This is a genomic window from Flavobacterium sp. CSZ, from assembly GCF_015350725.1.
GTDB lineage: Bacteria > Bacteroidota > Bacteroidia > Flavobacteriales > Flavobacteriaceae > Flavobacterium.
In genome coordinates this window covers 146,335-162,820 of the sequence record NZ_JADKPQ010000011.1, presented here as the reverse complement: position 1 = coordinate 162,820, position 16,486 = coordinate 146,335, and the positions used below count along the sequence as shown (strand labels likewise).

General features: G+C 29.6%; 16 protein-coding genes. All 16 read right to left on the bottom strand.

From position 1 onward, the window contains the following. Position 1: 1 nt before the first annotated feature. Positions 2-1,042 carry an N-acetylneuraminate synthase family protein gene (locus tag IRZ78_RS14445; RefSeq protein WP_194617205.1) on the bottom strand — a complete coding sequence of 347 codons (1,041 nt, stop codon included), beginning with the start codon at positions 1,040-1,042 and terminating at the stop codon, positions 2-4. 15 nt (positions 1,043-1,057) lie between these two features. Then, a complete protein-coding gene (locus tag IRZ78_RS14440) occupies positions 1,058-1,726 on the bottom strand; it encodes an acylneuraminate cytidylyltransferase family protein (protein WP_194617204.1) in 669 nt (222 codons plus the stop codon). Next, on the bottom strand, positions 1,723-2,637 hold the full coding sequence (locus IRZ78_RS14435) for a glycosyltransferase (protein WP_194617203.1): 915 nt from the start codon (positions 2,635-2,637) through the stop codon (positions 1,723-1,725). Before IRZ78_RS14435 ends, IRZ78_RS14440 begins: the two co-directional genes overlap by 4 nt. Positions 2,638-2,790: 153 nt before the next feature. Continuing rightward, a complete protein-coding gene (locus IRZ78_RS14430) occupies positions 2,791-3,801 on the bottom strand; it encodes a glycosyltransferase family 2 protein (protein ID WP_194617202.1) in 1,011 nt (336 codons plus the stop codon). After that, complete coding sequence (locus IRZ78_RS14425; protein WP_194617201.1) at positions 3,801-4,700, bottom strand: beta-1,6-N-acetylglucosaminyltransferase; 900 nt, start codon at positions 4,698-4,700, stop codon at positions 3,801-3,803. The genes IRZ78_RS14430 and IRZ78_RS14425 overlap by 1 nt, the downstream gene beginning before the upstream one ends. Continuing rightward, positions 4,700-5,845: a glycosyltransferase gene (locus IRZ78_RS14420; RefSeq protein WP_194617200.1), complete on the bottom strand. Its 1,146-nt coding sequence runs from the start codon at positions 5,843-5,845 to the stop codon at positions 4,700-4,702. The genes IRZ78_RS14425 and IRZ78_RS14420 overlap by 1 nt, the downstream gene beginning before the upstream one ends. Continuing rightward, on the bottom strand, positions 5,845-6,645 hold the full coding sequence (locus tag IRZ78_RS14415) for a glycosyltransferase (protein ID WP_194617199.1): 801 nt from the start codon (positions 6,643-6,645) through the stop codon (positions 5,845-5,847). The genes IRZ78_RS14420 and IRZ78_RS14415 overlap by 1 nt, the downstream gene beginning before the upstream one ends. A 25-nt stretch (positions 6,646-6,670) precedes the next feature. Continuing rightward, positions 6,671-7,588 carry a glycosyltransferase family 2 protein gene (locus IRZ78_RS14410; protein ID WP_194617198.1) on the bottom strand — a complete coding sequence of 306 codons (918 nt, stop codon included), beginning with the start codon at positions 7,586-7,588 and terminating at the stop codon, positions 6,671-6,673. Between the two features lie 105 nt (positions 7,589-7,693). Further along, positions 7,694-9,187 (bottom strand): glycosyltransferase, encoded by a 1,494-nt coding sequence (locus IRZ78_RS14405; protein WP_194617197.1) that lies wholly within the window; start codon positions 9,185-9,187, stop codon positions 7,694-7,696. Positions 9,188-9,192: 5 nt separating this feature from the next. Next, entirely contained in the window at positions 9,193-9,720 is a 528-nt protein-coding gene (locus tag IRZ78_RS14400) for a methyltransferase domain-containing protein (RefSeq protein ID WP_194617196.1), read from the bottom strand. Positions 9,721-9,723: 3 nt separating this feature from the next. Next, positions 9,724-10,986, bottom strand: coding sequence for an ABC transporter ATP-binding protein (locus tag IRZ78_RS14395; RefSeq protein ID WP_194617195.1), 1,263 nt, complete (start codon positions 10,984-10,986; stop codon positions 9,724-9,726). Positions 10,987-11,032: 46 nt separating this feature from the next. Next, positions 11,033-11,899, bottom strand: coding sequence for an ABC transporter permease (locus tag IRZ78_RS14390; RefSeq protein ID WP_194617194.1), 867 nt, complete (start codon positions 11,897-11,899; stop codon positions 11,033-11,035). 163 nt (positions 11,900-12,062) lie between these two features. Next, positions 12,063-14,030, bottom strand: coding sequence for a nucleoside-diphosphate sugar epimerase/dehydratase (locus IRZ78_RS14385; RefSeq protein ID WP_194617193.1), 1,968 nt, complete (start codon positions 14,028-14,030; stop codon positions 12,063-12,065). A gap of 85 nt (positions 14,031-14,115) precedes the next feature. Beyond that, on the bottom strand, positions 14,116-15,000 hold the full coding sequence (rfbA, locus tag IRZ78_RS14380; protein WP_194617192.1) for a glucose-1-phosphate thymidylyltransferase RfbA: 885 nt from the start codon (positions 14,998-15,000) through the stop codon (positions 14,116-14,118). Positions 15,001-15,074: 74 nt separating this feature from the next. After that, positions 15,075-15,920 (bottom strand): dTDP-4-dehydrorhamnose reductase, encoded by an 846-nt coding sequence (rfbD, locus tag IRZ78_RS14375; protein WP_194617191.1) that lies wholly within the window; start codon positions 15,918-15,920, stop codon positions 15,075-15,077. Beyond that, positions 15,920-16,468, bottom strand: a complete 549-nt coding sequence (gene rfbC / locus IRZ78_RS14370) for a dTDP-4-dehydrorhamnose 3,5-epimerase (protein ID WP_194617190.1) — start codon at positions 16,466-16,468, stop codon at positions 15,920-15,922. Before rfbC ends, rfbD begins: the two co-directional genes overlap by 1 nt. Positions 16,469-16,486 lie beyond the last annotated feature (18 nt).

Here is a 16,486-nt window from a genome sequence, read left to right as displayed (position 1 = left end):
ATTATTCAAAATCAGAAAAGTCTAACTGCTGATCATTTTCGACATCTCTTTTTGCAGTTTTTCCAATTAAATCGTTAAAATGTTCTGCTAATATTTTACCTGTACCCGGACGTTTTACCCAAATGTTTTCTTTAGATAGTTTTTCTCCTTTTTTAATTGGAGCTATTGTACAAACAGTAGCAAATGCAAAATCTATCGTAATTTGTTCTTCTAATGCGGGTTTTTTAGTTCCTCCACGCATTAACGCTATTTCTGCAGATGCAACAATTAATTCCTGACAAGCTTTTTCATCCATGCTACAAATGATATCCGGACCTGTTCTTTGCATATGATCTGTAAAATGTCTTTCAAGAATACTTGCTCCAAGTGCAACTGCACCTAAACAAGCATTATTGTTCAAAGTGTGATCACTTAAACCAAAAACTTTATCAGGAAATGCTTCATGTAATTCTATCATCGCTCCAAAACGCACCAAATGAATTGGGGTTGGATACAAATTTGTAGTATGCAAAATTGCTACAGGAATATTGTGTTTATCAAAAATAGCAACTGCTTTTTGAACACTTTCGATTGTATTCATACCTGTGCTCAAAATTACTGGTTTCCCAAACGAAGCGATATGTTCCAGTAAGGGATAATTATTACATTCACCAGAACCTATTTTATATGCTGGAATATCAAACTTTTTCAAGCGTTCTGCCGCTGCTCGGGAAAATGGGGTAGATATAAAAATCATGCCTTTGCTTTCGACATAATTTTTAAGTTCCAGTTCGTCAGCTTCATTCAATGAACAACGTTCCATAATTTCGTAAATAGAAACATTCGCATTGCCTGGAATCACTTTTTTAGCCGCTCCGCTCATTTCATCTTCAACAATATGCGTTTGATGTTTTATAACTTCAACTCCGGCTCTGTGGGCAGCATCAACCATTTCTTTTGCAACCTGCAAAGAACCTTCGTGATTAATTCCAATTTCGGCAATGACTAAAGGCGGAAAATCCTGGCCTATTTTTCTTCCGGCTATTTCTATATATGGGTTCATAAAGTAGGTTCTTAATTAAGATTTAATATGTTTATGATATAAATATTTGGCGTAATCAAAATCTTCTTGTGTATCGATATCAACGTTGGCAAAAATATGATCTATTTCGAAAGGAAATGCATCTTCAGAAATAATTATATCCTCTAAAATTAGTGAGGCTTTTGTAATATAAAGCAATCCGTTTTCAAAATAAAGAGGTTCTATATCTTGGCTTCTTTGACCAATTTTATAATTATCAGGAATAAATTTTTGGTCTATTATTTTTCCAAATTTTTTATGATTTCTCGAAACTGTAAACAAACTATTGCAATTTTCTTTTTGATACAACTCAAAAGTTTCTTTCAATAAATTTTGCGGACGAATAGGATTGGTCGCCTGAAGTAAAATAACATTTTCAACCTCTGAATCTATATTCTGCAAAACATGTTTTAATGCAGAAACTGTGGGTTCGAGATCACCAGAAATATTCTTTGGTCTATCGATAACTTTTGCACCAGATTGTAAAGCCACTTTTTTAATATCTTCATCATCTGTCGAAACATATATCTCATCAATAATATTACTATTTGCCTTCGCAAACAATATACTAAATGAAAGCAACGGAATTCCATCAAGTAATTTTATGTTTTTTTGAGGCAATCTTTTCGATCCTCCCCGAGCAGGTATAATAGCAATGTTTTTCATTCAACTAAATTATTATCTTCTGTTTTCCAATAAATTTTGGTTTCTTCTAACTGTTGATAAAGATTAAACTCTTTCAATGATAATCTGTTTGCATTTTTTAAGATGTTCGGAATATTTATTAATAAATTCATTATGGCTAATAAAATTGCTTTCAATGCTTTAAAATCTCCTTTAAAAACTTTTAACTTTAGTTGTATCCAAATAGAATATGCTAATTTTCGAGGAATAACAGAAATTGGATAAAATAAAAAATAAAGATACCAGCCTGATTGCAAAGATCTTTGAAGTCTTAAGCTATAATCTGCATTATTTTTTCTTGCTATTACATCTACTCTATGATTGACTAAAACTTCTGGTAAATAATGTATTTCCCATTTTTTTTTAAATAATTGGTAAGAAGCAAAATTTTCTTCTCCATAAAAAATAAACCATTCTGGATAATTTGGTATATCACGCCAAGCATTCATGCGCCAAACATGTGCACATCCTACAAAGCTTTTCATTTGAATTGATTTATCATTTGAAGCCGTGCTATTTGGTAAATGTTTAGACCAATAAATTCTAAAGCCTAATAATCCTGCCCGAGGATTTTCAATAAAATAACTCTCAATTTTTTCTAAAATACCTTCTGTTATAAAATGAGCATCATCATCTAATGAAATTGCAAAGTCGGCTTTTGTTTCATTCAACATTTTATTTCTACAATACAAATAACCTTTAGATGACTTATTAGAATACAAAATAATTTCTGGATAATTTACCTTCAAAAATTCAAAAGTTCCATCAATTGATCCATCATCATAAACAACACAATCAAGATTACTTTGCTTAAATAAAAATCTAATTTTATGCAAGGTAAATGCCAGATCATCCTTTCGATTTTTAGTAGTGATTAAAATTGATACTTTCATTATTATTATTATTTTTCAAATCATTTCACCTTATAAAACATAAACCCTCTTAATACCAAATAAAATTTAATTTCTTATTATTATTTTCCAGATATTATACTTTTTATACAAATTCGATATCTTAGATAAATTAAAAAACAGCAATTAATACTTTTATTTAAATTGACTATTAATCAGTCTAACAGCACAAATAAACTTTACTTTCGTCAAGAGTATAAACCAAATTAATGGGGTATATCTACTGACATTCGATCGTTTCCAAAAATCATAAATCTTACGTGCCAGTAAATACTGAAACTTTGATCTGTCTTCTTTTTTTAGGTCTTTAGCATGATTAAGGAACAGCTTATTAAAGGAATCGATTATTATCTGTAGTTTATTTTCAAAATCATGTCTCATATTCTCATCTGAACTATAATAATATTCAAAAACTTGTTCAGGAGAAAGGTTAATATTGAAAGTTTTCCAATAATTTGAAATAATATCTGCTCTTTCTTTGAGATGAATGTTTTTATTATCTGCCAAACGGTGATTACTAGTATGAACTATTCTGTATTTCATTAAAAAATCACTCAAATTATGTACTTCCCCATTTCTAGAAACTTTTATCCATAAATCCCAATCTTCACAAGTTTTGATGTCTTCATCATATTTAAGATGTTTAGAAATGAAAAAATCACTTCTTAAAACAATAGAAGAATGCCCAAAAGATGCACCAAACAATAAATATAGTTTCAGATAATTATTTCTAATAGGATATTTCCATCCTGACAAAGGATTTTCGGTCATGTCTTTAAGCCAAAAACCCTGCGTTCCGCATAATATTGTTGATTTGTTTGCTTCAAGATAACCTATCTGTTTCTCAAATCGTTCCGGAAATGCCCAATCATCAGCGTCCATTCTTGCAATGAATTGATATTGGGATAAAAGTTCATCGAAACCTCTATTTAAAGTTTTTGAGATACCAAGATTCTGATGATTCTTTCTATAAAAAATCCTTCTGTCGGCATAACTTTCAATTATTTCTTTTGAATTGTCTGTAGAGCAATCATCATATAAATACAGATCAAAATTAGAATAGGTTTGATTTAAAATAGAATCAATACTTTCTTTTAGATATTGAGCTGAATTATAAGTAGGTATTAAAACTGCCAACTTTTTCATTAGGCAATTATTGTTTTTACTTTATCAATCGAATCTTGATTCATATTAGAATCAAATTTTCTTGCAAATAATAAGTCTTCTTTATCATTCTTTAAATCTTCAACCAGCAGGTACTTTGGACTGGGTTCTGTACCGCTAAAAGAAACTAAATGTGTTTTCATATTACTGACAGTAAATTGCTTTTTAACGTCAAAATTTAGAATTAAGGTTGCAAAATACAATTCGTCTGGTGCCAACACATACTTAAATATAGAATTGAATTTCTTATTCTCAATATTCTTTTCGAGAATAAAGTTAACCATATCCCTGGTCAATATCATCCACTGACTAGCTCCATAAATTTTAAAATCAGGAAAATGTTTATTGAATCGATTATGAGGAAGCAAAGATTTTAAATGTATTTTTTTTATAATTCTGTTTATCCTGTAGTTCAATTTAGAATATTTCTTATATTCAAAAAAGAATAAATTTTCGAAACGAAAAAGACCTCCCTCCCACCATTTACTATAAGGCAATTGCCAGTGATTTAAAAACGAAGTTTCGACTTTACTTTTTAAAAAATCATGTATAAAACTATTCTGTTTTAATGGCAAATCTTCCCCTGACAACATGATAAAATGATATGTTGAATTTTTAAAATTGACGTTCATAAAGCTTTGAACTTCTTTCATAGCATTTAAAGTTGCCTGAACCAAGCTATATTTCCCCCACGTACATGACACCCGGTTTTTCACGAAATAACATGATAAATTTTCAATTGCAACTTCATATTCGTTCTGGTCTACTTTTTTGTCTAAATGAATAAAAAACAATGATTTTTTATCATCTAATAATGAGATCAACTCCTGAACTTGAGATGGATTTTTATGTGCTAAAATACAGTAAACTTTTCTATACATTATAATTTACTTAGTATATGCTGTAATTTAAAAGCAAAATCATTTGCCGGATTTACAGGAATTTGGGTTGTAATTTCCTGTCTTGCTTTAAGGCCAATTTCTTCCCAATTCATTCTTTGCTGCCAGGCGCGTTCTAAAGCTTCATCTACATATTCTGGTCTGGGAGCAGCTGCAATAAATCCTGTTACATTATCTATTACAAGTTCCTTGCTTCCGCTTACATTAGTTACAATTACAAATCGCTTGCAAAGCATCGCTTCGACAATTACAATAGGTAAGCCTTCGAATCTTGAAGTCAAAATTAATCCATGATTCGTTTTCCAAATTTGTTCTGTGCTTGTATGGGGATGAACAATTACATTATTTAATTGATACATTTCAATTAAATCTTTTAAATTTTCGATATCATTTCCTTGTCCATAAAAATTGACAATCAAATTTCTATTCTTCCATTTTTCGTCCGATAAAGCCTGGAGTATTACATCTTGTCCTTTGGCATAAAAATCATATCGCCCGACAAAAGCCAATTGAAAATTATCAGATGCAGGAAAAGCTAACTCAATTGTAAAAGGAACATTAAAAGGATTACGAACTACCTCTGCATTTCTTAGAAAAACACCTAGCTGATTTTGAGTAACTAATAAATTATCCTGACTTACAAAATAATTTTTCAGACTGTTACTAAATCCTAACCTCATTTTTTCTCTTAAATTACTATTAGGCCATAACCCCTCATTTACAGCTTGAGAAATTGTTATATAATTAATCTTATTTTGCAATGCAAATAACATCGTATTAACTCCATTAAAATTAAATCCTTGATTGATAATTATTAAATCTGGATTAAAATTCAAAATCAAATCTTCTTTTAAATTTGAAGGTTTAAATCTGTTTTTATAAGATAAAAATCTGTTTGCTATTCGTTTCCAAAATGGTAAGTTTCCACTAATATATCTAATAACTTTTATTTTACTTTCTTTTTCAAGTAAAATCAATTCTTTAGAAATTTCTAGTTTGCGATGAATACAAACAGCAACTAAAAAACTAAGTTTAGACAATTCTACCACTGTATGTGACCAAAGTAATTCACTTCCACCCCAAGTAACATTTTCAGTAGAAAAGAGTATTTTTTTAGGATAGTCCATTAGAAGTGTAATTTTCGTTTTACTTTTTTAACTATTGTTTTTATCAAAAATTCAAACGAAGGTTCTTCTTTAAGTTTTTTGTTTTCGATAACACATTCTCTAAATAGAGCTAAATATTTAAGTTCTTTTTTACTAAAAATATAATCCAACAACATTGGTCTCACTTTCCAAGCTTCAGATAATAACGAATTATCCCGCACTCTATAATCGAAAAAAATATTTTCTAGATAATGAAATTGGTATCCCTTTACAGCCATTCGCAGCCACAAGTCCCAATCTTCAAAACCATAAACTGGCATATTTGCATCATAACCACCAATATCTTCCCAAGCAGATTTACGAAAACAAGCACAAGTATCAATGTAATTATTCAAAACTATTTCGCCAATATCAAAAGGCTTTCCTTTCCATAAGGAAAATTTATTCCCAAAAAGTTGTGCATCCCCATAAACTATATCAATACCATCATTTGCATCTAAAATGGTAATCGTTTGTTTAATAAATTCTGGACGTAATTTGTTATCGGCATCCAGCGGAATAATGTATATTCCTTTAGCCCTTTCCATTCCGTAATTTCTGGCACTACTCACGCCTCCATTTTCTTTAAATAAATAAACAAAGCGAGAATCTTTTACTAACCATTTGTTAGCAACTTCTTCTGTATTATCCAAACTCCCATCATTTACTATAATACATTCCCAATTCGTATAAGTTTGATCAAATACTGATTGAAGTGCTTCGTCTAAATATTTAGCTAGATTGTAGCAAGTAACTATGACAGAAAGTTTGGGCTGTTTCATGTATAACAAAATTTGTTCTTAAAGACTAATAACTACTAAAAAATGGTTTACTATAATATATTGCTAATCTCCTAATACATTTAAGAAAAGGCACAATATATCCAATTCTAACATAATATTTCAATAATAGCAACCACTCTTTAAATAAGATTTCTCTATCTTTTTTTAAACAGTATTCAAAAGACATCAATAACACTAACTTTTGATTATTTTCAAAAAAATTAAACTTTTCAGAAAGTAAATCCCTTTTAAAATAAAACTCGGCTAATGCTTTTTCTTTAAAGTTTGTATTTTTCCCAGAAATGTTTTCAAATGACATCCTAAATTCAACAACAGCTTCATTAATTGCATAAACTAATTTGAAATCAGCGAATTCTATCCATGCTAAATCATCACTATGCCAAGCCAAAGGATAGTTTCTAAAGCCATATTTATTATAAACTTTTCTTGAAAAAACACATTCAGACAATGAACTTCTAACCTGCCCTATTTGCTTCTTAATATAAAAATCAGTTGATTTTTCCCATATTGGATGTGTGAATATTTCTGAATTAATTTTTGTTTTTTCATTAATTTGCTTTGATGCAAACCTAATTAAATTACTACAATCTTTAAATTCTGCATATTTATCATAAAATAATTCTACGACATTATCACTCAACATATCATCATCTCCCAAAATCATAATCCATTCCTCATTTTTCATCAATGCAATACAACGATCCCATTGTTGTGTAAGAGAAATACCTCCCAAATTATTCTCAAATCGATGATAAAAAAAATCAAATTGATTTTTATATTTTTCTAACAAAAAAGTTGGGGCAACTGGACTCGCATCATCACCAATATAGACTTTGAAACGTTTATCAGTTTGACTAGCCAAAGATATTAGTGTGGCTTCAAAAAAAAATATTTTATAATATGGAATAATTATGGCTAGCATTTTATTGAAAAACTATTATTGATGATACTCTAATGATAATTTTCTAGCAAAATTACATAATTCAAAAAACACATAACAACTATATTTTTTACTAGAACTACAACTTTACAGAACTTGCTTTATTTTTTTTAAAAAGTATTTCATCCCTTTTTTTATAATTACTTTTGGCTTTTTATAATTTTTTTTAAAAAAATTAAGTCCCTTATACAGTTTAAGGGAAATTCTATAACTATTTGAGTTTTCAAAATCTGTTTTATTAAGGTATTGATTTTTATAAAAAAGCATTTTATTTTGAATTGCCAAAACATTATTAACCTGACTTATTGAATGTTGCCTATACTCAAAATTAGTTTTAGTAACTTTCTTTGCATTATAACCTTTTTCAATAATCCTTTTAAATAAATTATAATCTTCTGCTATATTAGATTTCATATAGCCACCTAATTCATTGAAAACACTTCTCTTAAACATAGATGACCCATGAATAAAATTACCTTCTTGTAATGTTTTTAATAATTCATCTCTAGAATCAAACTCTGGAAAACAAATTTGATATAATTCATTTTCTATTATTCGTCCTTTTCTTTCTTCTGGAAAAGTTTCATATGTTAATTTTGCTCTTGTACCAAAAAATGCATAATCAGTATATGCAATTGCAATATTATCTTTTTCATCAAGAATTTTGCTACATTCTTCTATATAATTACTAAATAGCCTATTATCAGCCCCTAGAAAAAAAATGTACTCTGAAGTAATTAATGAAATTGCTTTATTAAAATGATCAACAATACCTAAATTAGTTTTATTTCTATTGTATTTAATTAAGGTCGGATATTTTTTTAGATATCCTTCTGCAATAACCTGAGTTTCATCATCTGAACAATCATCCGAAATTAATATCTCATTAGGCAAAATTGTTTGTCTTAAAACCGATTCAAGTGCCTCAATAAGATAATCTCCATAATTATATGAGGCTACAATACAAGCTATTTTATTATTCCGAAGTGAAGTTTCATTAACTACTGTTAATCTGTTTAGTGCATAACTATCGTAATCATTACCTTGATTACAAGAAACAGCCCCTTTAAACCTCTTTTTTACTTCGTTTTTTACGACATCGTTAAACTCACCATGAGGGTATGCAAACCAATTATATCCTTTAGAATCCAAATCCTTAATACTTTGAGGAATTGTTAATTCCTTTTTTATAAGTTCGATATCGGTTATTTCTTTTAAATTAGAATGCCTTTGTGTATGCCATTGTAATCTCCCTCCTCCACTTACTAATTGTAATAATTCATCTAAAGTGGTGAAATTCGAATTTGGCTCTACATTATCAAAATCATTGTCTAATCCAATATAATCTGATGTTAAAAAAAGTTCAAAAGAATAGTTGAAATATTTTAATATAGGCAAAGCATACTCCAATACATTTTTATAAATACCATCAAACGTAATAACAACTTGATTTAAATTCTCAGGATTATAATCATCTAGATAAACAACTTCTTTATTAGAAATTTCAACCATTTGTCTATAAAAATCATTGACCGAAACCCACCACATTGTTGGAGTATCAGGACTTATTTTATGATACATTAAAATCATTTGCAATAAATTTCTAAATTATGTGTATATTCTCTGTAATCATAATAAAACTGTTTAATTTTTAGATAAGGAAATTGTATTTTATACCAATCATTGATATGAACAGAAACTAAAACACCATCATCTTTAAGTATTTTATCTAATAAAAGATAAATCAAATTAGAGGATTTTCCAATGTATTGTGGATATAATACTCCTGTAATAACTATTAAATCGAATTTAACATCGAATAAAGTATCTATCTCAAAAATAGAACCTTGCTTAAATAAAATATCTTTCCTGCAAAATTGTTTTGCATATTCAACTGCAGTACCAGAAATATCAACTCCAAATATATTTTTCCCTGGCAAATTATTAGTTACAAAACCTTGCCCACAACCAATATCTAAAACATTATTATAATCCTTAACAGGAATCTCACTTAAAAGAATTTCTTTTCTCTTAAAATCATCACGGTTGTTTTCATATCCCCATGGGTCTCTTACTTCATGAAAGCTATCTAATTCCTCTTTTTTTTGTATCATTTCCTACTCTTTAAACCAATTATGATCAACAACTATCATCCCCCAATTGGGATTAATCGTTTTTCCAGTTCCGAATATATCATTTTCTTCTACTTCAAACTCTAATATGTTCTCAACATAATCTTCTAATCCAAAAATAGAACTAACAAAACAATTCAATATGTAACTTCCTTTTACTAAAGGTAAGTTGGGAATTTCGCAAATAATTGTACCTGAATTCGAAATATTGACTAATTGATTTTTAAATTCAGAAGATAAGCTAATTATTTTATTTTCTTTTAAATCCCAGATACTTAAACCAAATTCATTAATAATTATTTCTTTATTTTTTGCATCATACAAAATTTCAACTTTAAATATTGATCCTGTCATTAGTTTTTCAACATTATGAATTCTAACACCTGTAATTTTTGCATTTCCAGTCCCTATTCTATCTTTTCTGTCAATTAAATTAATGTTTTTATTTTCATTTCTATCAGTCAAATATTTCCGAATCGACTCATCTATCCCTCCAATAAACTTTACCTCACCATGCTCCAAAACAATTCCTCTTGTGCATAAACTCTTTACTGCTGCCATATTGTGACTTACAAATAAAACTGTACGCCCCTCACCTTTAGAAATATCTTGCATTTTACCAATAGCTTTTTTCTGAAACTCGGCATCACCAACAGCTAAAACCTCATCTATAACTAAAATTTCTGGTTCTAAAAATGCAGCTACGGCAAATGCCAAACGAACAGTCATTCCGGAACTATATCTTTTTACAGGAGTATCAATATAACGCTCACAACCTGAAAATTCAATAATTTCATCAAGTTTAGAAGAAATCTCTTTTTTAGTCATTCCTAGAATTGCCCCGTTCAGGAAGATATTTTCTCTTCCAGTCATTTCACCATTAAAACCCGTTCCTACTTCTAGAAGTGAAGCTATACGACCACGAGATTTTATACTTCCTGTTGTTGGAGCGGTAACTTTTGAAAGTATTTTTAATAAGGTAGATTTTCCTGCTCCATTTTTACCAATGATTCCTAAAACTTCTCCTCGTTCAACTTCAAAATTAATATCCTGTAAAGCCCAAACATAATCAGAATTTCCTTTGGTAGAACGATCATTTATCTCACCTATTTTTAGATAAGGATTTTCTTTCCCTCTTATTTTATGCCACCAACGATTGATGTCATGACTAAGAGTTCCTGTACCTACTTGCCCTAAACGATATTGTTTAGAGATGTTCTCGGCTTTTAATATTATATCTTTTCTCAATGGTAAATCTAAAATAAGTGAAATATACAGTTTTAAATATTCGATTTTAAACTGTATCGATAAAACTCTTTTCGGTTTTGTTAAAAACTAAAAGTCCTATAAAAAATACTGCGATAGTGACAACAAGAGTATAGGACAATCCTAAAACTGAAACTTCTCCCACATCCAAAAGCATATAACGAGCTGTTTCAATTATATAAGCCAATGGATTATACTCTACAAGCCAACCGTAACCTGGCAATTTATCTTTAATTAAACTCATCGGATACATTACTGCCGACAGATATATTAATAACTGTATCCCAAAACCTATTAAATGGCTAAAATCGCGATACTTTGTTACCATTGCCGAAATTAGCATTCCGAATCCTAACCCTAAAATTCCCATGATAATAATTAAAATAGGAAAAAATAAAATCAGACCGTTTAAGCCTAAATTTGCTCCTTGAAAATAATAGAAAATATAGAATCCGATAAAAATCAAAAATTGAATTCCGAATTTTACAAGATTCGAAATTACAACAGATAAAGGAGTAATTATTCTGGGAAAATATACTTTCCCGAATATTGCAGCATTAGCTTTAAACGTGTCTGAAGTGCCCGTTAAGCATGCTGTAAAATAATTCCAAACGGTTATTCCAGCCAAGTTAAACAAAAATGGAGGCACAGTACCTGTATCAATACCTGCAACATTATTAAATATTATAGTAAATGTTATCGAAGTAAATAAGGGCTGTATTAAGTACCAAAGTGGTCCTAAAACCGTTTGCTTATAAACGGTAATAACATCTCGCTTTACAAAAAGCAGCAATAAATCTCTATATTGCCAAACTTCTTTAAGGTTTAGGGAAAAGAATTTATTTTTAGGTGTTATTTCAAACAACCAATCATTTGGGGTATTGTTGTCGTTCATTTTATTTTAAACTAATTAACCGAAATAATTCTTAAAAAAAAAGATTTATTTAATTAACAAGATTTTTATTCGCTTATAAATTATTAGAAAAGCAAAAAGGCGTTTTATAAAAAAACACCTTTTTAATATTATTTGAATCCAAAATTCAATTTATCATAAGAAACTACTTATCTAAAACTTCAAAAGCAGAATTCATACTTTTAAATTCCGGAACAATTTTCTTCATTTTAGTTACAATATCATCATTATCATAGAAATCTGCAATACCTATCAGCTCATCTATTTCAATATGTAAATTTTCGTACTCGTCTTGTAATTCCTGAGCAATCATGATTTTATTATGATAGGTTGGTAAAGTCTTAGAAGTATCATTTAATAATTCTTCATATAGTTTTTCGCCTGGTCTTAGACCAACAATTTTAATCTTGATTTCTTTATCCGGAATAAATCCTGCCAGTTTTATCATTTTTTTCGCCAGATCGATTATTTTTACGGGTTTACCCATGTCAAAAATATAAATCTCACCTCCATTACCCATTGCACCCGCTTCTAATACTAACTGACAAGCTTCAGGAATCGTCATAAAATAACGAATAATATCCTGATGGGTTATGGTAACAGGTCCCCCCTCGGCAATTTGTTTTGTAAATAAAGGAACAACAGATCCATTTGAACCTAAAACATTTCCAAAACGGGTTGTAATAAATTTAGTCACGCCTTGAACGTTCTCTTTTTGATTTTTTAAATATAGTGACTGAACGTATTTCTCTGCTATTCGTTTACTGGCTCCCATTACATTACTTGGATTAACCGCTTTATCAGTAGATACCATAACAAATTTCCTCACACGATACTTACACGATAAATCTGCCAGATTCTTAGTCCCTTTAATATTTGTTTGAATAGCTTGAGACGGATTCTCCTCCATCAAAGGAACATGCTTATAAGCTGCTGCATGAAAAACAACATGGGGATTGTAATTTTTAAAAACTTTATCTAATGCTTTCTTACTTCTTACATCAGCAATTACAGCGACAATTTTTGACCCGGAATTCAAAGCTAAAGTTTCTAGACACAAATTATGAAGTGGTGTCTCAGCATGGTCCAGAATAATAACCATCTTAGGATTAAATCCTAAAACCTGTCTTACTATTTCACTTCCAATTGATCCAGCTGCTCCTGTAATAAGAACCGTTTTATCTTTTAATTGTTTTGAAATCGATTTACTATCCAGAACTATCGGTTTTCTTTCGAGTAAATCTTCAATCTGAATATTTTTTACCTTTTGCGAAATTTCTTTTTGGTTTTCCCAATCTGAAATTAAAGGTACAGTATACACCCTATAATTGAATTCTAAACATTGATCAACAATAATTAATTGTTCTTCTTTAGATAAACTTTTATCAGCTATAATAACACCTTCTGCAGCTACAGAGCGCATTAAAGCTGGCAATTTTTTTCTTAAAATCAGAATTGGTAAATCTAACATTCTCTTCGATGCATTCTGATTATTTTTGTCAACAAAACCAACAATTTTAAATCGAGAAGGAGTTTCGAATTTCAATGCATTTGCTACTGAAATTGCATTAGCATCTGTTCCGTAAATTATAGTTCTAATTAATTTAGAATTGGTCTTCTCTGAAAAATACAACTCAAAAGTTTGTTTTACTACCACACGATACAAAAACAAACCACAAAATGACAATACCAAATTGATAAATAGAGCAGTATTTAAAAATGCTTTATGTCCTGTATAGAGTTCAAAAACTAAATTTAAAAATAAAAAAAACACCAAAACTGACATTTGAGAAAAGAGCAGTTTTATAGCATCAATATAAGACGAGTGTCGAATAATTCCTGAATAAGTTCTAAATAGCCAAAAGAAAAAAACATTTACAACAATTAAGCTAATAACAAAGTAAAAATGATGAGGAGTTATAATGTAACCTAAAGCTGTTCCCTCAAACAACATATAAGTAAATGTAAATGCAAAAATCAGAACCATTATATCTATCGCGATAATGATCCATCTTGGTAAATAACTGAGGCTATTTATACTTGCTCTCAAATTTCTTGGTGAGAAAGAATTAAGTAACAAGGAGGCTATTTGGTTTGATTTATCTCTGTCCAATTTGGTTCAGTTTAATTTTGTAAAATTTGTATGACTTACAAAAATACGAATTAAAGGTTTTAAAATAATTATTTATTAACATAAATTAAATTTTAACTCCTTTTCTCTTTCGTTTTATTAAATCAACTAAATAAGTTCCGTATCCTGACTTTAATAAAGGAAATGCTAATTTTTCTAATTGGGCATCATTAATAAAACCTTGTCTCCAGGCAATCTCTTCAATACAGCCTACTTTAAGTCCTTGTCTTTCTTCAAGAACCTGAACAAATTGTCCTGCCTGCATCAAACTATTAAAAGTTCCCGTATCTAACCATGCTGTGCCTCTGCTTAATATTCCTACTTTTAAAGCTTCTTTTTCTAAATATACTTTATTAACATCGGTAATTTCATATTCGCCACGAGCACTTGGTTTAATATTTTTGGCAATTTCTACAACCGAATTATCGTAGAAATATAATCCCGGAACAGCATAATTAGATTTAGGCTCTTCTGGTTTCTCCTCAATAGAAATCGCTTTGAAATTTTCATCGAACTCAACTACTCCATATCTTTCCGGATCAGACACATGATAAGCAAAGACAACACCACCATTGGGCTTTGTATTTGATTTTAAAAGTTCCTGCATATTAGATCCAAAAAAGATATTATCTCCCAATATCAAAGCAACATCATCACTACCGATAAACTCTTCTCCAATCACAAAAGCCTGAGCTAAACCATTTGGAATTGCCTGTTCTGCATAACTAAACTTACACCCTAAATTAGAGCCATCGCCTAATAATTTTTTGAAATTTGGCAAGTCATGCGGAGTAGAAATAATCAAAATTTCACTGAGCCCTGACATCATCAAAGTAGACAACGGATAATAGATCATTGGTTTATCATATACAGGCATCATTTGTTTGCTCATCGCAAGTGTCAATGGATGTAAACGTGTGCCAGAACCTCCGGCTAAAATAATTCCTTTCATATATTTTGATTTTAGATTTTAGATTTCTTAATTACTGAAGTGCTAAAACCAAATCTTAATCATCTTTACTTATTTTATATAAACATTTTTTTCAAACTTTCTTTATAATTTGGAATATCCAGATTATAAAGAGTTTTAATTTTTTTCTTATCTAATAATGAAAACTCGGGGCGTTTTGCAGGAGTTGGATATGATGCTGATGATATCCCTGCAATATTGCAATTGTATCCACCAAATTCTTTTATACTCAACGCAAATTCAAACCAACTTATTTCACCTTCATTAGAATAATTGTAAATTCCCGGTATCCATTCTGGAAATTCCAAAATATCAATCATTGCTCTGGCAAGATCCGCAGCGTATGTTGGAGAACCTATTTGATCGTTTACCACATTGATAGCCTCTCTTTCCTGCATTAATCGCTGCATAGTCTTTACGAAATTATTTCCAAATTTACTGTAGACCCATGAAGTTCGGATAATAATTGAGTTTGGATTTTCCTTCAAACAAGCAATTTCACCTGCTCTTTTACTTGCTCCATACACATTTATAGGATTAGTTTTTTCCTCTTCATTTAAGGATATTGACGAAGTTCCATCAAATACATAGTCTGTAGAAACATGAATTAGTTTTGCATTATTCTCTCGGGTATATTTTGCAATTAACTCTACGGCTAGATGGTTAATTGTAAAAGCTAATTCTTTTTCAGTTTCTGCTTTATCAACTGCTGTATAGGCACCACAATTAAAAATTACATCAGGTTGAATTTGATTTAGTTGAATTTCAAGGATATCTAAATCATCTAAAGTAATTTGAGTTCTATCAGCAAAAATCCATTCATATTGATAATAATTTAATGATAAAACATTTAATTCAGAACCTAACTGTCCGTTTGCTCCTGTTACCAAAATTTTCATCATTAAAACAAGCTATTACAATTATCAATAAAAGGAAGTACTTGATCTTTTTGAGAAACAACTACATCCTTTAAATCCATTCCCCAATCAATATTTAAAGATGGATCGTCAAATTTAATTCCACCTTCAGAAGCTTTATTATAAAATTGATCACATTTATATATTACTGATGCTGTTTCACTTATTACAGAAAACCCATGAGCAAAACCTTGAGGAACTAATAATTGCTTTTTATTTTCGGCTGATAATAAAACACTAAATGATTTTCCATAGGTTGAAGAATCTTTTCGTAAATCTACAGCAACATCTATAATTTTTCCTTGAGTTACACTAAGTAATTTTGTTTGTGCAAAAGGTGGATTTTGATAATGCAACCCTCTTAAAGTACCTTTTTTAGAAAAAGATTGATTATCCTGAACAAAGTCAATAAAAATACCCAAATCTTCAAATTTAGTTTTGCTGTACGATTCAAAAAAATAACCTCGCTCATCTCCAAAAATAATAGGCTCTATAATTACTAAATCTTTTATAAATGTTTCTTTAACTTTCATATTAAAATACAATACTGA